This window comes from Sphingopyxis sp. HIX (assembly GCF_001468285.1).
In the GTDB taxonomy this organism is placed as follows: domain Bacteria; phylum Pseudomonadota; class Alphaproteobacteria; order Sphingomonadales; family Sphingomonadaceae; genus Sphingopyxis.
Map to the genome: position 1 here is coordinate 1 of NZ_LNSB01000013.1, position 17,428 is coordinate 17,428.

The window sequence follows — 17,428 nt, forward strand, 5'->3', positions numbered from 1 at the left end:
AGTCGCAGCGGGGTGGGCCATTGCAGCGTTGCTGCCCACCCCCAACCCCTCCCGCAAGCGGGAGGGGAGATCGACGTCCGCTCCCCACCCCAAACCGGCCAAAAAAATGGGGCGGCCCCTTGCGGAGCCGCCCCTGCAGTTGCGGGCTTCACATGGTGAAGGTCGTCAGAGCTTTCGCGTGTTGGTCTCGATCAGCTTCTTCGCCTCGGCGATCGCTTTTTCGGTCGTCAGCTTCTTGTCCTGGATTTCGTCGGCCATTTCGAGCAGGCGACCGCTGATCACCGTGCCGGTCTGCGCCTCCTCCTGGATCGCGATGCCGCCCTTGGCCGCGGCGACGCGGTCCCATTCGGCGCGGATCGCGGCCCAATAATCCTTGGTGGCGGCCCAATAATCGTCGGCGGCCTTCACGTCATATTGGTCGTATTTGATATAGGTGTTGAGGACATATTCCTGGACGATCGGCACCAGCTTGCCGTCCTTGGTCCCCATCTTGGTGTTGTCCTGCCAATGGACCCAGCCGTCGGGCGAGGGCTGGTGGCGGTTGATCGAATAATAGCGGTCGTAGACGGGGTTGCGGACCGCGTCGCGGCGCGCAAGCGGGCGCCAGGTCCAGTTGGAGCGCCAGCGGCGGATGCCCGCCTGCGTCTCGAACTGGCCCCAGCCGCCGTAGCGCGGGCTGTCGTCGACCTGATAGACCGTCTGCGACCAGCGCCCGGTGCGCATCCGTTCGGGGACGTCCTCCCACGTCCAGGCGTTGCGGTCCGAATAGACGAGGACCTTCGCGGGTTCATATTCCCAGTCCTGGCGCCAATGCTTGATGATCATGCTCTTGTCGTCGTCGCCGGTGATGACGAGCATGTGCTGCAGGACGATCTTGCGGCCGGTGTCCTCGATCACGCGCACGACCTCGTTACCGCCCGAGCGCTTGGGTTCGAGCACCTCGTAATTCGGGTCCCAGCGCGTCGATTCCTGCATGTTGAAGCTGACGCGGTAATTGCCCGCCATCGCGAGGATGTCGGCGCGGTCCTGCTCGAAATTGGCGGCCGCGGTTTCCTCGGCGATCGGCGGATGCGCCAGCGCGGCGGTTGGCAGCGCGGCTGTGAGCAGCAGCGCGGCGGCGATCGTGCGATAAGTCTTCATCGGTGCAGTCCTTCGGTTTTGCTCAGAAGCGGTAGCTGAGCGAGGCGCTCGCGTTGCGGCCGGGCTGGGTATAGGCGTCGGCGATCAGCGAGGTCGAAGCGAGGCCGCGGACGTCGCTCCACCAGCTGTATTTCTTGTCGAGGATGTTGAAGACGCCGGCGCGCAAGGTCAGCCCGTCGACGATGCGCACGAAGGCGGTCGCGTCGAGGATGGTGAAGCCGTCGGGGCGGAAACATTGCGGCGTGCAGAGCCCGTCGGTGCGCGACGCCTCCTTGCGCGCGGCGTGCGTCATGATGACCTGCCCGCCGAAGCGCCCGCTGCGTTCACGATAACCGATGCCGGCCACCAGCTTCAGCGGGTCGATCGTCGACAGCGGGCTGCGCGCGCCGGTCGGCTCGATCACGTCGCCGGTGGCATAGGATAGGGCGAGCGTCGTATAGAGGCCGGACGACGCTCGCCCCTCGAACCGCGCTTCGGCGCCCTTGACGCGAACACGATCGAGATTCACGAATTGATAGACGGCCGGGTCGGCGGGGGTGAAGCTGCCGTCCACGACCTCCTGGCTGATGAAATCCTTGTAGCGCGAGCGGAACGCCGTCACGTCGAGGCTGATCGCGTCGTTCGAAAAGCGGATGCCGCCCTCGAAGCTTTCGCTGCGCTCGGGCCCGAGATCGGGGTTCGGGATCGAGGTGTAGCCCGAGGCGAGATTTTCGAAGAACTGGTTTACCTGGCCGGGCTCCGGCGCCTTGAAGCCGGTGGCATAGTTGCCGAACAGGCGGACCTCGTCGGTGATCTTGAACACCGCGCCGAATTTGGGCGAGACGCGCGAGCCGTCCTGTCCGGCGCCGTTGAAGGCAGGGAGCAGCGGATCGTCGTCGGGCGACAGATCGTACCAGTCGAAGCGCAGCGCCGGATAGAGCAGCAGGCGGCCGTCGGCGATCGAGATTTCGTCGCCGACGAACAGGCCGGCGCGGGTGAAATCGGTGCTGGGGAAGGCGCGCGTCGGGAAGGTCTCGCCGAAGGGCGGCACGGTGCCGTCGCGCAGGCCGCGCTGGCGCGTCTTGCTGATGTCGCCGCCGAAGACGAGGCGGTGCGAGATGGAACCGGTGTTGAAGTCGGCGCGCGCGTCGGCGGCGGCGCCGATCACGCGGTTCTCGAAGGTGTTGAGGCGGGTGCGGTCGGCGGCGGGGGTGCGGTCTTCCTCGGTGTACTGATTATCCTCGCCGTCCTGCCAGTAGAGCGCGACGCGGGCGAAATCGATCGCGCCCTCGCCTTCCCAGCTCCAGTCGAGCGACACGCGCTTGCGCTCACCGCTGTCGAAGCCTTCGAGGCGGTCGACGCTGGAGGTGATCACGCCCGCGGCGTTGCGCGTCGCGGTCACGCCGGTCAGGCCGTTGGTGTAGAGATGGGTGTCGAGATATTCGCCGGTCAGGCGCAACTTGTGGCCGTTGGCGGGATCGTAGACGATGCGCGCGAGCGCGGCGTTCGACTTGCCGTCCTGCGGGTTGGGCAAGGTGCGCTGCGGCCCGGTGCCGGGGACGAGGCCCGAAGTACCGGGAGTCCCGACGGGGAAGACGATGCCGGGGTTGGTGCCCTTGTTGTCGAGTTCCTTCCAGTCGCGGCGCGTATAGGCGGCCATCACCGACCAGTCGCCGCTGCGGCCCGCGATGATCGCGGTTTCGCTATATTCGTCGTCGGCGCTGCTGTAAGCGGCGCGGACGAGGCCGCCGACGGACTTGCCGCCGGTCAGGAAATCGGCGGGATCGCTGGTGACGAAGCTGACCGCGCCGGCGAGACCGTCGCTGCCGTAGAGCGCCGACGAGGGGCCGCGCAGGATTTCGACCGACTTGACGAGGCCGAGGTCGACATAGTCGCCGCGGCCCGCGGCCTGCGCGCCGAAGCTGAAGCCGTCGGGGACGCGCACGCCGTCGACCTGGATCAGCACGCGGTTGCCGCCGATGCCGCGGATGTTGAAGCTGTCGTTGCCCGCGCGGCCGGTCGCGCCGAGCGCGGCGCCGAAACGCGCGGGCTGGCGCTGGACGCTGACGCCGGGCTCGAAGCGGATAAGGTCGCGGATGTCGGTCGCCAGCTCGTTGGCGATCTGCTCCTCGGTGATCAGCGAGACGGTGAGCGGCACATCCTCGGCCTTCACCTCGGTGCGCGTCGCGGTGACGACGATCTGGTTCTTGCGCGCCACCCAATATTCGCCGTCATTGTCCTGCGCCATCGCGGGCGCGGCGGTCGCGGCAAGCGCGATACCGAGCGCGGTGCCCGCGGCGAGCCGGTGGATGGACGGCGAACCCTGGATCTTCAATTGTCTTCCCCTTACAGTTTGCGAGTGACTCGCAATAGCGGCGCTCTAGGAGCGTGAAGCGCAGGGGTCAAGCTTTATGATAATGCGAATCGTTCGCGTAAAATGAATGATCCTCCTCACGCGCAGCGATGGGGAGGATCATTCAGCCATTGCCCTCCCCTGCCCCGCGCGGCATGATCGGCGCGGGGGGACAGGAGCGATGGCGGCAGAGGTCTTCATCAGCTATTCGTCGAAGGACCGCACCGTCGCGAACATGGTGTGCGCGCTGCTCGAGGAGCGCGGGCACCGCTGCTGGATCGCGCCGCGCGACATATTGCCCGGCACCGAATGGGGCGAGGCGATCATCACCGGCCTCAAGGGCGCGCAGGTCTTCGTCCTCGTTTTTTCGCAGCACGCCAACACCTCGCCGCAGATCCTGCGCGAGGTCGAGCGCGCAGTGCACCTCGGCCTGCCGATCATCCCCTTTCGCATCGAGGACGTCGTCCCCGAACGCAGCCTCGAATATTTCATGAGCGTGCCGCACTGGCTCGACGCGCTGTCGCCGCCGGTCGAGGACCATATCGCGCGGCTGGGCGACGTGGTGAGCCAGCTGGTCAATGGTGTCACCGATGCGCGCGAATATCGCTCGGCCAAGCCGCAGGGCGCCGCGAAGCTCAGCTGGAACAATGCGCTGGTGCGCGCGGGGACGGGCGGCGCGGTGCTCGCGCTGCTGCTGCTCGCGGCGTGGCTCGGCGGGCTGGCGCCGCCCGCCTCGCCGGTGGGCTGGCTCGCGGCGCTGGTCGCGCTCGCGATCCCCGCGGGGGTGATCGGCAGCGGGCAGGCGAAATGGTGGACCAAGCGCGGCGTGCAGTCGGCGCTGCTTGCGCTGCTGTTCGTTGCGGCGGCGGCTTATGGCTGGGCGCACAGCGGCTATGTGATCGCGGGCGAACAGGGCGCGCCGCTGGTGCGCGGCACCGAATGCACGCCCGATGCGAAGCTGGTCTACGAGAGCGAATGCCCCGACCTGCCGTCCGACGCGCTGATCGACGCGGCCTATGACGAGGCGGCGCTGTGGACCGCGGGGTCGATCGGGCGCGTCAAGCTGATGCTGGGCGGGGCGTGGATGCTCGCCGCGGCGGCAGCGGCGCTGCTGGTCGCGGGCTGGCTCGGCGGGCCGCGGCGCCTGAAGCAGGAGGAATGAGATGCGCATCGGGGGGATGATGGCCGCACTGACGGCGCTGACAGGACCGGTCGCGGCAGAGGCGCAGACGCCGCCCGACGCGGCGGCGCTGAAGGCGATCGAGGCCAAGGTGCCGCCGCAAGGCTGGTATCCCGAGGGCTATTACGACGTCCGCATCGCCGCCGAGGCGCAGGTGGCCGAACATCCGCGCGCGGTGAAGGACCTGGTCTTCGACTGGGACGACGGCAACGGCAAGCGCTACGACATCATCGATTGCAGCGCCGAATATTATACCGATTCCGCCGAATATGACGCGGTGACGCTGCGCTATGTGACCGATGCGGTCGACATCTCGCGCATCCGTTCCGAACTCGAGCGGCTGGGCTTCCCGCTCGCGGTCTATGCCGAGCCGCTCGCCGCCTTCGAGCGCGCACGGGTCGAGGCGGCGGCGAAGCTGTCCGAGCGCGAAGTGCGCATTGCCGCGGGGGTTGAGATGCCCGCGGAAGACGAGCCCTATCCCGACGACGTCGGCGATTATGAAGATTCGGCCGAATACAAGTTCGTCCAGGCGGTCGAGGCCAATCGCAAAAGGCTCGCACCCAAGCTGCCCGCGGTGACGCTCGAGGGCGGCTGCGGCGCGGGCGACGGCGCCCCGGTGATCGTCAAGACCAGCCCGCCGGGCGGCGAGGTGCTGCTGGTCAACGCCTTCGCCTTCAAGGTGTGCACACGCAAGAAAACCGACCCGTGGGACCGCTTCGCGTGCAAGTGGAACGAGATCGAGACGGGGGTCGAGAAGCAGCTCTCCGGCCGCTACGTCTATCAGGTGAAATGGCCCGACGGGGTGGTGCGCAAGGGCACGCGCGAGATCATCGCGGGCCCCGACGGCGATCCGGCGTCGACGGTGACGTTCCGGAAAACGGGGAGCTGAGCATGGGCGGCCGAACGCTCGCCGCCTTGCTGCTGCTCGCGGGTCCGGCGACCGCCGCCGCGCAGGAGACCGACGAAGCCGCTGCGATGCGCGGCTTCGAGGCGGCCGTGCCGCGGCAGGACTGGTATCCCGAGGGCTATTACGACATCCGCATCGCCGCCGAGGCCGAGATGGCCGAGGTCATCGCGAGCCCCGCCGCGGACCGCCCCGAAACGCCGGGCGGCGACCATAATCTGATCGCCTGCGACGCGCGAAAGCTGAGCAGCAGCGCGGCCGACCCGTTGCTGGAACGTTATGGCGATACCGCGCTCGAAACCGCACGGCTGCGCGCGCAGCTCGGCCGGCTCGGCTATCCGGCCGGCGTCGCGGCCAGCCCCTTGCTCGCCTTCGAACGGGCGCGCATCGCGGTCGATGGCGGCGGCAAGGGATCGGGCGATCCCTATGAAGTGCTCGCCGAGGCGCTCAACGCCGCGCGGGCGAGCACGCCCGCCCTGCCCGAAGTCTTCGCCTTCGACGAATGCCGCCCGCCGCCCGCCGCCGCCCCTTCGCCGGCTCCCGGCAGGCCGGCCGTCGCCGCAGTCCGGCCACGGCGGACGGCCGGCGTGACCTTCGTCACCCAGCCTTCGGCGGGCGAGCTGTTGATGATCGACGCCTTTGCGTTCAAGGTCTGCACGCGCAAGCAGTCCGACCCGTGGGACCGCTTCCAGTGCCGCTGGAACGAGATCGAGACCGGCGTCGCGAAGCCGATGTCGGGCCGCTTCGTCTATCAGGTCAAATGGCCCGACGGCACGATACGCAAGGGCACACGCGAGGTCGCGCCCGGACCGGGCGGCGCGGCCACCGTCACCTTCCGCAAGACGGGAAGCTAGGCCCCCGGCCCCTCATAGGCATCGACGATGCGCCCGACGATCGGGTGGCGCACGACGTCGGCGCTGGTGAAGCGGCTGACGTTGATGCCCTCCAGCCCTTCGAGCCGCGCGACCGCGTCGGCGAGACCCGAGGTTGCGGGGACCGGCAGGTCGACCTGTTTCGGGTCGCCGCAGATCACCATGCGGCTGTTCATGCCGAAACGCGTGAGGAACATCTTCATCTGCGGGATCGTCGTGTTCTGCGCCTCGTCGAGGATGATGAAGGCGTCGGCGAGCGTGCGCCCGCGCATGAAGGCGAGCGGCGCGATCTCGATCTCTCCGCTCGCGATGCGGCGCTCGACCTGCTCGGCGGGCAGGCAATCGTGGAGCGCATCGTAGAGCGGGCGCAGATAGGGATCGACCTTTTCCTTCATGTCGCCGGGCAGGAAGCCCAATTTCTCGCCCGCCTCGACCGCGGGGCGCGAGAGGATCAGGCGCTGGACGCTGCCGGTGATCAGCTGCGCCACCGCCTGCGCGACCGCGAGATAGGTCTTGCCGGTGCCCGCGGGGCCGAGCGCGAAGATCACGTCGTCGCGGGCGAGCGCCTGCATATAGGGGACCTGCGACGGCGCGCGCGGGACGATCGTCTTCTTGCGCGTGCGGATCATGATCGGCGGCGCCGCGTTGGTATCGTGGCGGATGATGCCGTCGAGCGTCGGCTGCGCCGACATCGCGATCACCCCGTCGACCATGCCGGCGTCGACCTCCTGCCCCTGTTCGGCGCGGTTGTAGAGATCGACGAGCACGTCGCGCGCGCGCGCCGCGGCCTCGGCCTCACCCTCGATCTGGACGCGGTTGCCGCGCGCCGAGATATAGACGCCGAGCCGGTTTTCGATCGCTACCAGGTTGCGGTCGAATTCGCCGAACAGGATGCCCAGCAGCTGGGTCCGCTCAAACTCCGCCGTCAATCGGACGCGGTCGCCGGGTTCGGCGGGGGCAGCGGCAGTCAGCGGGCGTTTGGACATATGGGCAAGGCTCCTTCGGACAGGATTCGACTGTACTCCCGCGAAGGCGGGAGTCCATCATCGGCGGCTTCCCGATTCGACAGAAGGAGAGGCATGTGCGGCTTTACAGTCACACATGACCCTCCTGCACCGTCACTAGGCGACCGCTTCCATGAGCGGTTCGGCGCCCAGGCTGTTGGGTCCGGCCGACGCAATGCGCACTTCGACCATGTTGCCGATGGCCAGCCCCGGTGCGACGAGATGCGCCGATTGCAGCCAGGGCGTCTTGCCGATCAGCTGGCCGTCCAATTTGCCCTTGCGTTCGAGCAGCAGCTGCGTCGTGCGGCCGACGGTCGCGGCGTTGAAGGCGTGCTGCTGTTCGTTGAGCAAAGCCTGCAGCCGCTGGAGGCGGTCGTTCATGACGGCTTCGTCGACCTGATCGTCCATGGTCGCGGCCGGGGTGCCGGGGCGGCGCGAATATTTGAAGCTGTACGCCATCGCATATTTGGTCGCGCGGACGATATCGAGCGTCGCCTGAAAATCCGCCTCGCTCTCGCCGGGGAAGCCGACGATGAAATCGCCCGAGATCGCAATGTCAGGGCGCGCCGCGCGGACGCGTTCGATGACTTTGAGATAGGAATCGACGCTATGGCTGCGGTTCATCGCCGCGAGGATGCGGTCGCTGCCCGCCTGCACCGGCAGGTGGAGGAAGGGCATGAGCTCGGGAATCTCGCCATGCGCGGCGATCAGCCCGTCGGTCATGTCGTTGGGATGGCTGGTGGTATAGCGGATGCGCTCCAGCCCGTCGATGCGCGCCAAGTCGCGGATCAGCCCGTCGAGGCCGACCGCCCTGCCCTTCGTATCCGCGCCGTCCCACGCGTTGACGTTCTGGCCGAGCAGCGTGATCTCGCGCACCCCGCCGGCGACGAGCGCCTGCGCCTCGGCGATCAGGTCGGCGTAGGGCCGGCTGATCTCGGCGCCGCGCGTGTAGGGCACGACGCAGTAAGTGCAGAATTTGTCGCAGCCTTCCTGCACCGTCAGGAAGGCGGTCGGGCGCTGGCCGCCGGCGCGCTTCGGCAGCGCGCCGAACTTGCTTTCGAGCGGCATGTCGAGGTCGATCGCCTTCTCGCCCTTGGCCGCCTTCGCGATCAGGTCGGGCAGGCGATGATAGGCTTGCGGGCCGACGACGACGTCGACGCTCGGCGCGCGGCGTGCGATCTCGGCGCCTTCGGCCTGCGCGACGCAGCCCGCGACGGCGATCGTCGGGGTGCTGCCGTCGGCACGCTTCAGCCGGCCGATGTCCGAATAGACCTTCTCGGCCGCTTTCTCGCGGATGTGGCAGGTGTTGAGCACGACGAGGTCGGCGTCCGCGCCGTCGGCGGCGGCCACATAGCCTTCGGCGCCCAGCATCTCGGCCATGCGCTCGCCGTCATAGACGTTCATCTGGCAACCGAAGGATTTGACGTGAAAAGTCTTGGGAGAGTCGGATTTCATCGGCGCGCTATAGGCGATGCCGCGACGCGGCGGAAGGGCGCGCATTTTCCGCGATTTCCGCGGCGATCGCGGCGCGCGCGGCCTCGTTGATCGCCTTGCGGTCCTGCTCGACATGGTCGGGCAGCGGATCGAGATAATGGATGGTCAGCGGGATCGCGCGCCGCCGCGCGAGCAGCCGTTTGAAGTTGTCGAGCCCGGATTCGGGGTCGAGCCACGCGATGTCGTTCGCCTCAGCCCCATAGTCGAGGAACACCGGCTGGACGCGCAGCTTCGGCGGGGTCGGGACGATCGCCTGGAACAGCGAGGCGCGAAAGGGCAGCAGGCCGTCGCCGGGCCCGGTCGTACCCTCCGGGAACAAGGTCACCGGGCGCCCGCGCGCGAGCGCCTCGCGCAGGCTGTTTGCCTGGTTGTGGATCTCGCGCTTCGCCTCGCGCTGGACGTAGATGGTCTTGTTCTGGTCGGCGAGCCAGCCGACGAGCGGCGTCGTCTCGACCTCCGCCTTCGACACGAAGGCCGAGCGCGCGGCCCCGCCGAGCGCGAGGATGTCGAGCCAGCTGACATGGTTCGAGACGAACAATACGTCGCGCCGCAGCCGCGTGCCGGTGGTGTGAATGCGCAGCCCCGCGATCCAGCCGACGGCATTGAGGAAGGCCATGACCATCGGCGAGGGCCGGCCGACTGCGCGGTAGCAGAGATGCGGCACGATCAGGAACAGCAACGTCAGCACCATCAGGGCGAGACGCGCGACCGTGCGCCAGGTTATGCGGGCGGCGTCAGCCCTTGTCGCGACCGAGGGAGACACCGTAAAGCTCCATGCGATGGTCGACGAGGCGGAAGCCCAGGCGTTCGGCGATCACCTTCTGCAACGCCTCGAGCTCGGGATCGACGAATTCGATCACCTTGCCCGTCTCGACGTCGATCAGATGGTCGTGATGCGCCTCGGGCGCGGCCTCGTAGCGCGAGCGGCCGTCGCCGAAATCGTGGCGGTCGAGGATGCCCGCCTCTTCGAACAGGCGCACGGTACGATAGACGGTCGCGATCGAGATGCCGCTGTCGAGCTTCGACGCGCGCTCATAGAGCGTTTCGACATCGGGATGATCTTCGCTGTCGGAGATCACGCGCGCGATGATGCGGCGCTGCTCGGTGATGCGCAGCCCCTTTTCGTGGCACAAAGCTTCGAGGTCGATGGTACCGGACATGCGGGCCTTTCCTGCAATATGCAGCCGTGTCGTTCTTCTTTAATCTGTATAGGCACGGCCCGCGCATAGGACAAGGGCGGCGCCATCGCGGCACCGCCCTCACCTGCCCTTCCGGGCCGCCGTTTGAAGCGCGTCAGGCCGCCTTCTTGGCCTTGGGCTTGCGACCGCCGCCGCGACCCTTGGTGCCGAGGCCGATTTCCTTGGCCAGCGCGCGGCGCTTTTCGGCATAGTTGGGCGCGACCATCGGATAGTCGGCGGGCAGGCCCCACTTGGCGCGATAGTCGTCGGGGGTCATGCCATAATGCGTCATCAGGTGGCGGCGAAGCATCTTGAGCTTCTTGCCGTCTTCGAGACAGACGATGTAGTCCGGCTTGACCGAGGTGCGGATCGAAACCGCCGGGACCGGCTTTTCCTCTTCGACCACTTGCGTGCCGAGGCCCGAAAGCGCGGCATGCACATTATTGATAAGGACCGAAAGATCCGAGATCGCGACGCTGTTGTTGCTGACATGGGCAGCGACAATATCCGCCGTAAGGGTGACCAGCATTTCGCTGGTATCGGCTTGCTCCGACATGGGACAGATTCCTTATTTGTTATACCCAGAAGTTGGATGACGAATATTGAGAGTCTTCTTCATCCGCACTTGCCCATGCCACTTTGGCGTCGCTTCCGCAAGCTAGTTACCCTAGTTATCTCGGTTGTGGAGGAAACGCCTCATCGTAATGGCATCGCGGATCGTCCCGTCGGCGCCGCGGTAATAGTCCTTGCGCCGCCCGCATTCCGAAAAACCGCTCTGCCGATAGAGATGAACGGCGTCATTGTCGGCGCGCATTTCGAGGAAATAGTCTTCGGCACCTTCGGCGGCCGCCCAGCCCTGCCAGTCGGCCATCAGTCGCGCGCCGACCCCGCGGCCGCGCCATTCGGGATCGACCGCGAGGAGCAATAATTCGCTTTCGGGACCGGCGATCCGCGCCGCCGAAAAGCCGCACGGGATCTCGCCGTCCCACGCGAGGCAGACGCGCGCCGAGGGCAAGGCGAAAAGCGTCAGCAGCTGCGCACGGCTCCACGCCTCGCCATAGGCGGGGTCGAACGCCGCCTCCATCACCTGCATCACCGCCGCGAGGTCGGCGACGCGCGCGGCGGCGAGGCGGATCGTGTCGCTCACGCCGGCTGCGCCATCGGCTTGGCGTCGGGCGCGCGGCCGTAGATAGGACTGGGATCGGCGAAGATCGCGCCCGCGGGCAGGCGCGCGAAGGCGCGCGCGTCGGGCAGCATCGCCAGCGCCGTGCCATGGCCGCGCCGGGCGACGAAGGCCTCGGCGCGGTTGCCGACGACCAGCGCGTCGTCCAGCGCGATCGCGGCTTCGGGGAGCAGCGATTGCACGTCGGCGCGCGGCGACAGGTCGGCGGCGAAGGGCTGGACGAACCACTGGCCGTGGCCGCCCTCCATCACGACCAGCGCGCCGTCCGCGTCGGCAATGTCGGCGGCCGCCGCTGCGGCGACCAGTGCAAGCGTCGAAAAGCCCCGCACCGGCACCTGCCAGCCGAGCGCCAGCGCACGCGCCGCGGCGACGCCGATGCGCACGCCCGCAAAGCTCCCGGGGCCGCAGCCGACGAAGATCGTATCGGCGCGCCCGCCGCCCGCGAGCTCGGCGATCAGCGGGACGAGCCGCTCGGCATGGCCGCGGCCGATCACATCGTGCCGAAAATCGTCCAGGCGAGCGCCGGCAAACAGCGCGACCGAACAGGCCTCGCTGGCGGAGTCGATGACGAGGCGGCTGGCCTCAGACGATGCGGTTGAAGCGGTCAAAGCCGGGCCGCGGGCTGCGGTCGAAGATGGTCGCGGGATCGCCATAGCCGAGCGTCGAGATGAAGTTGCTGCGCACCGTCGGCTGGTCGGCGAAAAAGGCGGCGTCGACCGCCTCGTTGCTGAAGCCCGACATCGGCCCGGTGTCGAGCCCGAGCGCGCGCGCCGCGAGGATGAAATAGGCGCCCTGCAGGCTCGAGTTGCGGAAAGCGGTCGCGTGCGCCAGCTCAGGGTTCGTATTGAACCAGGGCTTCGCATCGGCGTGCGGGAAGAGTTCGGGCAGATTCTCGTAGAATTCGAGATCCATGCCGACGATCGCGGTCACCGGCGCCTGGCGGATCTTGTCGCCATTGGCGGGCAGCGCGAGCGCGGCGAGCTTTTCCTTGGCTTCGTCCGAGGTCACCCAGACGATGCGCGCGGGCAGGCTGTTGGCGCTGGTCGGCCCATATTTCACCAGGTCCCAGATGGCGTGCAATTGCGCCTCGCTCACCGGCTTGTCGACATAGCCGTTATAGGTGCGCGCGGTGCGGAACAGCTGGTCGAGGGCCTCGTTGGAAAGCGGCTCGCTCATCGGGTCATTCTCCTGGATGGTAGGGTCCTGAGAGGGTCAGACGGCGTGGACCGCCGTCACTTCGGGCACATAATGTTTGAGCAAGGATTCGATGCCGTTCTTCAGCGTCGCGGTCGACGAGGGGCAGCCGGCGCAGGCACCCTGCATCTTGAGGTACACATTCCCCTTGTCGAAACCGCGATAGACGATGTCGCCGCCGTCGTTGGCGACCGCGGGGCGGACGCGCGTCTCGATCAGTTCCTTGATCTGCTCGACGATGTCGGCGTCGGCGGGATCATCGGCAAAGGCCTCATCCTCGGCGGGGACCGAAAAGCCCGATGCGCTCGCGGGATGGAAGAGCGGCATGTCGGCGAGGAAATGGTCCATCACGATGCCGAGGATGTCGGGCTTCACATCGGCCCATTCGGCGCCCGGCGCGATCGTCACCGAGACGAAGTCGCGGCCGAAGAAGACGCCGGTGACGTCGCCGAGCGTGAAGAGCGCGGTCGCGAGCGGCGAGGCCTGCGCTTCCTCGGGGCTCGCGAAGTCGCGCGTGCCGCTTTCCATGACCACCCGGCCGGGCAGGAATTTGCGCGTCGCGGGATTGGGCGTCGATTCGGTTTCGATCAGCATGGGGGGCATGTGGGACGCGATCGGGCTTTGTGCAAGCCGACAAAGATGCGCTAGGGGCGAAAAATGCGCCGTTTCTCCTACTTCGCCGCGATCGACTGGTCGGGCGCGCGCGGTCCGCGCCAGCGCGGCATCGCGCTGGCGGTAGCGAGCGGCGCGGCGGCGCCCGAACTGGTCCGCCCCGGGCACATCTGGTCACGCGCCGAGATATTGGCCTGGCTCGAAGACGTGGCGGCATCGGGCGCCGACATGCTGATCGGCTTCGATTTTTCGGCGGCCTTCGCCTTCGAGGATCGCGGCGCCTATTTTCCCGAATGGCGGGAGAGCCCTGCCGACCTGCCGACGCTATGGGCGCTCGTCGAGGCGCTGGCGGCGGCCGATCCCAACTATGAGATCGCGAGCTTCTTGGCGCATCCCGAGGCGCGGCGCCATTTCCGCCACGGCCGCGGCGAGGTCGGCGACCTGTTCGAGGCCGGCGCGGGGCGGCTGCGCGTTGTCGAACAGTATCAGCGCGCGACGAAACAGGCGGCGAGCGTCAGCAATTTCAACCTCGTCGGCGCGGCGCAGGTCGGCAAGGCGAGCCTGTCGGGCATGCGCCTGCTCCACCGGCTGCGCGGCAAGCTGCCGCTCTGGCCGCTCGATCCGGTGCCGTCCAAGGGCCCAATGCTCGCCGAAATCTACACCAGCCTCGCCGCGCGCGCGGCGGGGATCGGCGGCGGGCGCAGCAAGATCCGCGACGGCGCAGCGCTCGACGCTGCACTGGCAGCGCTCGGCTCGCCGCCCGCGGGGTTCGCCGGGCCGGTGAGCGACCATGCCAGCGACGCGCTGCTCACCGCGGCCTGGCTCCGCGCGATCGCCGGCGAGGCGGCACCCTGGTCCCCTGCCCTGCTGACCGCGGGCCTCGCGCGCACCGAGGGCTGGACCTTCGGCATCATTTGACGCAAAGGGCGACGCATAGGCCGGCTTAGCTCAGTTGGTAGAGCACCTGATTTGTAATCAGGGGGCCGCGGGTTCGAATCCTGCAGCCGGCACCAGATGCCCCATCGACCGCAGCCGTATCAGGGCTCCCCCTCGCCCAGCATATAGTCCGCCACGCTGAAGGCATGGCTCGCCTGATAGGCGTTGCGGCCGCGGTTCATGTGGGTGAGGTTGAAGCGCCGGATCGCGCGCAGCGTGACCGGATCGGCGAGGAAGATGCGGATCGAGGCCGCGCCGCGGACCTTGACGATGAAAAGGTCCGAGCTGGCGGGGCAGGCGTAGGTCAGATCCTCGGGCCGCTGCACGCCTTGTTCGAGGCGCATGGGGTCGATCGCTTCGGGCATGATCGACCCGTCGACCGTGAAATCCGAGACGTGCAAGATGAAGCGGGCGCGCAGGTCGTCGCCATCGGCATAGAGGGTGAAGAGCTCCATCCAGCTCGCGTTGACGCGGACCAGCGGCTTGTCCGAGGTCGAGGGCAGGCATGAGACGGACCAATAATAACGCTCGGTCGCGCGTGGGATCGGGATGCACGTCCGGCCGTAGCGTTCGAGGATTTCGAACAGCGCGGGCGCCTGCGGGCGGCGCAGCAATTTCTGGAAGCGCGGCGCATAGCGGAGCCGCTGCTCGATCGAATCGGGCCGTTCATCCGCGTCGGCGAGCTGCGCTCCTTCGAGCCAGGCCTGCTGCTGGTCGAGGTCGAGGAATTGGCGCAGCCCCTTGGCGGCCTGGCTGGACTTGCTGGTCATGCGCCGAGGATGTGCGATACGCGCCCGATCATCAATGATAGGATTGCGGGCGAACGAACGGGCATGCTCGGCGCCGCCCGCGGCTAGCGCGCGATATCCTGCGTCCCGAACGACGCCTGCTCGACCGCCGAGCGGCCGAAGGGGGCGAAGTCGCCGCGCAGGCCGTGCTTGAGCGCGGCGAGCGCGAGGCCGTGGCGCGCGGCATCGGCCAGCGTCTTGCCCGACCACAGCCCGTCGAGCACGCCGGCGGCGAAGGCGTCGCCGGTTCCGACGCGGTCGATCACCGGGGCGATAGGGGCGGGCTCGGTCGTCCCGCTGTCATCGCGCGTATCGATGCGCGCGGCGATGCGGTGCGTATCGGGGCCGACGATCTCGCGCGCGGTCGACGCGACATGGGTCAGCGACGGAAAGGCGTCGAGCAGCGCGAGCGCCGCCTCGCGCCGCCGGTCCGCGCCCTCGCCCGAAAAATCGCGGCCGAGCAGCAGCGCGGCGTCGCGGTGGTTGCCGAAGAGCAGGGTCGCCTGCGCGACGATGGGTTTGAGGATCGCGGCCGGATCGGGCTGCCAGCGCTCCCAGAGGCGCCCGCGCCAATTGCCGTCGAAGGAGACGCCGATCCCGGCAGCGCGCGCATGCGTCGCGGCCTCGAGCGCGGCGGCCGCGCCGGCGGGGCCGAGCGCGGGGGTGACGCCAGAGAGGTGCAACCAGCCTACGCCGGCCAGCAGCGCGTCCCAGTCCCAGCTCTCGGGCTTGGTCTCGGCGAAAGCCGAGGCGGCGCGGTCGTAGACGACCTCGGCGGGGCGCATCGCGCCGCCGGGAAGGTGGTAATAGAGCCCCATACGCCCCGCGGGGCGGAGCACGGGCGCGACGTCGACGCCGTGGCGGCGGAGTTCGCCGAGCACGCCGTCGCCGATGGGCCCCTCGGGCACCGCGCTGATCATCGCGGTCCGGCGCCCAAGCGCGGCGAGCGCGACCGCGACATTGGCCTCGGCGCCGCCGACATAGGCGTCGAAGCGCGCCGATTGCAGCGGCAGTTCGCCGTGCGGGACCGAGACGCGCATCACGATCTCGCCGAAACAGGCGATGGGATCTTCGGGAGCGATCATGACTGGAAGCCGGTCTCCGGAACCGCGGTGCAGGCGATGGTCGCGGCGGCGCCGAAGCTTGCCTCGGCGCGTTGGCCGATGACGATGGGATGCACGCCGGTGATCGCGCCGGCCGAAATCCACTGCCCGGGCGCGAGCGCGATGACGCCGCGGCGGTGGAGGCCGAGGAGGAAGTTCAGCGAACCCCACGGCCCGTCGAGGACGTCGATCGCGCGGCCGGTCCCGACCGTCCCGCCCTCGATCCGTGTTTCGACCGCCAGCGTCATGAACTCGGCGACGTCGAGCGACGGACCGAGCAGCAGGCCATTGTTGATGCCGATGTCGGCGACGATGCCGAACGGCGCATGGGCGTGGACGTCGGGCGCGGGCGAGCTCGCGACCTCGAAACCCGCGCGGATGTCGCCGATCCAGGCCGCGCCGTCGTCGCTGCCGCTCACCTCGGTGTCGGGCACGGCGCGCAGACGCAGCATCACCTCGGCCTCGATCGCCCCCGCGCCGCCCTCGAAGACCATCGCCGCGCCCGCCGCGCCGCCCAGTTCGGCGATCCGCAGCACCGGACCCGCGACACGCTCGGCACCGAGCGTCTCGATGAGCGGGGCCGGGATGCGCCCGACCTTCCAGCCGAGCACCGGGGTGCCGAGCGCGATGGTGAGGCGCTGCTGGATATCATAGGCGCCAGCGAGAGTGGTCGGGACCGGCGCCGGAAAGGCGGGGAGCGCCCGGCCCGAAAGCCGCGCGGCGAGGAGCGCCGCGGCCGGATCGGGCACCTCGGGCATCAGGCGAGCTTGGCGCTCAGCAGGTAGCGCTGGCGGCTTTCGGCCGATTGGCGGCGCAGTTCGACCATCGCGCGTTCCTCGGTCTCGTCGAGCATCGATTCGATCAGGCGGTTGAAGTGGCGCCGCATCGCGAGCCGCGCGCCGGTCGCGTCGCGCTTGCGCAGCGCCGCGACGACGTCGGCATGCTCGGCCTGGCGCGCCGCGCCGTCCTTGCGGCAGACGAGCGAGTGGCTGCTGCGCACCTCGGGCAATTCCATGCGCATCCGCCACAGGCTCTCGATCACATGGATGATCGCCTTGTTGCTCGAGGCGGCGGCGATCGTCATGTGGAACTCGCGGTCGATCGCGCTGATCTCGTCCTCGCTCTTGGCATCGTCGGCCATCGCGGCGAGCAATTCGTCGAGCTTTTCGAGCGTTTCGGACGAGATCGTCGGCGCCGCGAGCGCCGCGGCCTCGGCCTCGAACAGCGAGCGCGCCTCGGTGAGTTCGAAGGCGCTGACCTTGGGCAGCACCGCATTGTCACCGGGCAGCACCGCCTCGACATAGGCGCCCGCGCCGGTGCGGATATGGATCCACCCCGTCGCCTGCAGCGCGATCTCGGCCTCGCGGATCGTCACGCGACTGACGTCGAAACGCTCGGACAGCTCACGCTCGCCCGGCAGCCTTGTCCCCGGCGGGAAGGTCCCGTCGAGAATCAGGCGCCGGATCGTGTCGGCGACATCTTCGAAAAGGCGGCGTTCGGCCATGGTC

The 17,428-nt window shown here is 68.4% G+C and carries 19 protein-coding genes and 1 tRNA gene; 5 read left to right on the forward strand and 15 right to left on the reverse strand.

Translation table 11 applies throughout. The features are described from left to right. Window positions 1-165 precede the first annotated feature (165 nt). Window positions 166-1,140, reverse strand: a complete 975-nt coding sequence (locus tag ATE62_RS08050; protein ID WP_058806286.1) for a DUF6607 family protein — start codon at window positions 1,138-1,140, stop codon at window positions 166-168. A gap of 22 nt (window positions 1,141-1,162) precedes the next feature. Beyond that, window positions 1,163-3,454, reverse strand: coding sequence for a TonB-dependent hemoglobin/transferrin/lactoferrin family receptor (locus tag ATE62_RS08055; RefSeq protein WP_443028860.1), 2,292 nt, complete (start codon window positions 3,452-3,454; stop codon window positions 1,163-1,165). A gap of 199 nt (window positions 3,455-3,653) precedes the next feature. Here ATE62_RS08055 and ATE62_RS08060 point away from each other — a divergent pair, with 199 nt between their 5' ends. Genes ATE62_RS08060 through ATE62_RS08070 form a run of 3 tightly spaced genes read left to right on the forward strand, consistent with a single transcriptional unit; the run spans window position 3,654 to window position 6,410 of the window. Further along, on the forward strand, window positions 3,654-4,634 hold the full coding sequence (locus tag ATE62_RS08060) for a toll/interleukin-1 receptor domain-containing protein (protein WP_058818490.1): 981 nt from the start codon (window positions 3,654-3,656) through the stop codon (window positions 4,632-4,634). Between the two features lies 1 nt (window position 4,635). Beyond that, window positions 4,636-5,541 (forward strand): hypothetical protein, encoded by a 906-nt coding sequence (locus ATE62_RS08065; RefSeq protein ID WP_058806289.1) that lies wholly within the window; start codon window positions 4,636-4,638, stop codon window positions 5,539-5,541. Window positions 5,542-5,543: 2 nt separating this feature from the next. Then, entirely contained in the window at window positions 5,544-6,410 is an 867-nt protein-coding gene (locus ATE62_RS08070) for a hypothetical protein (RefSeq protein WP_058806290.1), read from the forward strand. Here the strand turns inward: ATE62_RS08070 and ATE62_RS08075 are convergent. The 9 genes from ATE62_RS08075 to ATE62_RS08115 form a co-directional block, all read right to left on the reverse strand. Then, entirely contained in the window at window positions 6,407-7,414 is a 1,008-nt protein-coding gene (locus ATE62_RS08075; RefSeq protein WP_058806291.1) for a PhoH family protein, read from the reverse strand. The genes ATE62_RS08070 and ATE62_RS08075 overlap by 4 nt on opposite strands. Before the next feature lie 135 nt (window positions 7,415-7,549). Next, window positions 7,550-8,887 carry a tRNA (N6-isopentenyl adenosine(37)-C2)-methylthiotransferase MiaB gene (gene miaB / locus ATE62_RS08080; protein WP_082662681.1) on the reverse strand — a complete coding sequence of 446 codons (1,338 nt, stop codon included), beginning with the start codon at window positions 8,885-8,887 and terminating at the stop codon, window positions 7,550-7,552. A 7-nt stretch (window positions 8,888-8,894) separates the two neighbouring features. Next, window positions 8,895-9,689: a lysophospholipid acyltransferase family protein gene (locus ATE62_RS08085; protein WP_058806292.1), complete on the reverse strand. Its 795-nt coding sequence runs from the start codon at window positions 9,687-9,689 to the stop codon at window positions 8,895-8,897. After that, window positions 9,661-10,086: a Fur family transcriptional regulator gene (locus tag ATE62_RS08090; RefSeq protein WP_058806293.1), complete on the reverse strand. Its 426-nt coding sequence runs from the start codon at window positions 10,084-10,086 to the stop codon at window positions 9,661-9,663. Before ATE62_RS08090 ends, ATE62_RS08085 begins: the two co-directional genes overlap by 29 nt. A gap of 133 nt (window positions 10,087-10,219) precedes the next feature. After that, window positions 10,220-10,660 (reverse strand): MucR family transcriptional regulator, encoded by a 441-nt coding sequence (locus ATE62_RS08095; protein WP_058806294.1) that lies wholly within the window; start codon window positions 10,658-10,660, stop codon window positions 10,220-10,222. A gap of 111 nt (window positions 10,661-10,771) precedes the next feature. Continuing rightward, a complete protein-coding gene (locus ATE62_RS08100) occupies window positions 10,772-11,251 on the reverse strand; it encodes a GNAT family N-acetyltransferase (RefSeq protein WP_231736196.1) in 480 nt (159 codons plus the stop codon). After that, complete coding sequence (gene tsaB, locus ATE62_RS08105; RefSeq protein WP_058806295.1) at window positions 11,248-11,895, reverse strand: tRNA (adenosine(37)-N6)-threonylcarbamoyltransferase complex dimerization subunit type 1 TsaB; 648 nt, start codon at window positions 11,893-11,895, stop codon at window positions 11,248-11,250. The genes ATE62_RS08100 and tsaB overlap by 4 nt, the downstream gene beginning before the upstream one ends. Next, complete coding sequence (locus ATE62_RS08110; protein ID WP_058806296.1) at window positions 11,870-12,463, reverse strand: malonic semialdehyde reductase; 594 nt, start codon at window positions 12,461-12,463, stop codon at window positions 11,870-11,872. The genes tsaB and ATE62_RS08110 overlap by 26 nt, the downstream gene beginning before the upstream one ends. 36 nt (window positions 12,464-12,499) lie before the next feature. Beyond that, a complete protein-coding gene (locus tag ATE62_RS08115) occupies window positions 12,500-13,075 on the reverse strand; it encodes a NifU family protein (RefSeq protein WP_058806297.1) in 576 nt (191 codons plus the stop codon). Window positions 13,076-13,138: 63 nt separating this feature from the next. Here ATE62_RS08115 and ATE62_RS08120 point away from each other — a divergent pair, with 63 nt between their 5' ends. Together ATE62_RS08120 and ATE62_RS08125 are read left to right on the forward strand one after the other, a co-directional pair. Then, window positions 13,139-14,011: a hypothetical protein gene (locus ATE62_RS08120; protein WP_058806298.1), complete on the forward strand. Its 873-nt coding sequence runs from the start codon at window positions 13,139-13,141 to the stop codon at window positions 14,009-14,011. A gap of 19 nt (window positions 14,012-14,030) precedes the next feature. After that, window positions 14,031-14,106, forward strand: a tRNA-Thr gene (locus ATE62_RS08125). A gap of 24 nt (window positions 14,107-14,130) precedes the next feature. Here ATE62_RS08125 and ATE62_RS08130 read toward each other — a convergent pair. The 4 genes from ATE62_RS08130 to ATE62_RS08145 form a co-directional block, all read right to left on the reverse strand. Further along, the gene (locus ATE62_RS08130; RefSeq protein WP_058806299.1) at window positions 14,131-14,799 is read right to left on the reverse strand and encodes a hypothetical protein; all 669 of its coding nucleotides are present in this window, start codon (window positions 14,797-14,799) and stop codon (window positions 14,131-14,133) included. An 83-nt stretch (window positions 14,800-14,882) separates the two neighbouring features. Continuing rightward, window positions 14,883-15,902 carry a sugar kinase gene (locus ATE62_RS08135; protein WP_058806300.1) on the reverse strand — a complete coding sequence of 340 codons (1,020 nt, stop codon included), beginning with the start codon at window positions 15,900-15,902 and terminating at the stop codon, window positions 14,883-14,885. Next, window positions 15,899-16,678 (reverse strand): hypothetical protein, encoded by a 780-nt coding sequence (locus tag ATE62_RS08140; protein WP_058806301.1) that lies wholly within the window; start codon window positions 16,676-16,678, stop codon window positions 15,899-15,901. The genes ATE62_RS08135 and ATE62_RS08140 overlap by 4 nt, the downstream gene beginning before the upstream one ends. Further along, the gene (locus ATE62_RS08145; RefSeq protein WP_058806302.1) at window positions 16,678-17,424 is read right to left on the reverse strand and encodes a FadR/GntR family transcriptional regulator; all 747 of its coding nucleotides are present in this window, start codon (window positions 17,422-17,424) and stop codon (window positions 16,678-16,680) included. Before ATE62_RS08145 ends, ATE62_RS08140 begins: the two co-directional genes overlap by 1 nt. Window positions 17,425-17,428: the final 4 nt, after the last annotated feature.

What these genes read in the sequence shown, in the direction of transcription:
- ATE62_RS08120 (WP_058806298.1), top strand. Translation starts at nt 13,139, where the DNA reads ATGCGCCGTTTCTCCTACTTCGCCGCGATCGACTGGTCGGGCGCGCGC.
- ATE62_RS08110 (WP_058806296.1), bottom strand. Translation starts at nt 12,463, where the DNA reads ATGAGCGAGCCGCTTTCCAACGAGGCCCTCGACCAGCTGTTCCGCACC.
- ATE62_RS08090 (WP_058806293.1), bottom strand. Translation starts at nt 10,086, where the DNA reads ATGTCCGGTACCATCGACCTCGAAGCTTTGTGCCACGAAAAGGGGCTG.
- ATE62_RS08115 (WP_058806297.1), bottom strand. Translation starts at nt 13,075, where the DNA reads ATGCTGATCGAAACCGAATCGACGCCCAATCCCGCGACGCGCAAATTC.
- ATE62_RS08050 (WP_058806286.1), bottom strand. Translation starts at nt 1,140, where the DNA reads ATGAAGACTTATCGCACGATCGCCGCCGCGCTGCTGCTCACAGCCGCG.
- ATE62_RS08135 (WP_058806300.1), bottom strand. Translation starts at nt 15,902, where the DNA reads ATGATCGCTCCCGAAGATCCCATCGCCTGTTTCGGCGAGATCGTGATG.
- ATE62_RS08070 (WP_058806290.1), top strand. Translation starts at nt 5,544, where the DNA reads ATGGGCGGCCGAACGCTCGCCGCCTTGCTGCTGCTCGCGGGTCCGGCG.
- ATE62_RS08075 (WP_058806291.1), bottom strand. Translation starts at nt 7,414, where the DNA reads ATGTCCAAACGCCCGCTGACTGCCGCTGCCCCCGCCGAACCCGGCGAC.
- ATE62_RS08065 (WP_058806289.1), top strand. Translation starts at nt 4,636, where the DNA reads ATGCGCATCGGGGGGATGATGGCCGCACTGACGGCGCTGACAGGACCG.
- ATE62_RS08130 (WP_058806299.1), bottom strand. Translation starts at nt 14,799, where the DNA reads ATGACCAGCAAGTCCAGCCAGGCCGCCAAGGGGCTGCGCCAATTCCTC.
- miaB (WP_082662681.1), bottom strand. Translation starts at nt 8,887, where the DNA reads ATGAAATCCGACTCTCCCAAGACTTTTCACGTCAAATCCTTCGGTTGC.
- ATE62_RS08060 (WP_058818490.1), top strand. Translation starts at nt 3,654, where the DNA reads ATGGCGGCAGAGGTCTTCATCAGCTATTCGTCGAAGGACCGCACCGTC.
- ATE62_RS08145 (WP_058806302.1), bottom strand. Translation starts at nt 17,424, where the DNA reads ATGGCCGAACGCCGCCTTTTCGAAGATGTCGCCGACACGATCCGGCGC.
- ATE62_RS08140 (WP_058806301.1), bottom strand. Translation starts at nt 16,678, where the DNA reads ATGCCCGAGGTGCCCGATCCGGCCGCGGCGCTCCTCGCCGCGCGGCTT.
- ATE62_RS08095 (WP_058806294.1), bottom strand. Translation starts at nt 10,660, where the DNA reads ATGTCGGAGCAAGCCGATACCAGCGAAATGCTGGTCACCCTTACGGCG.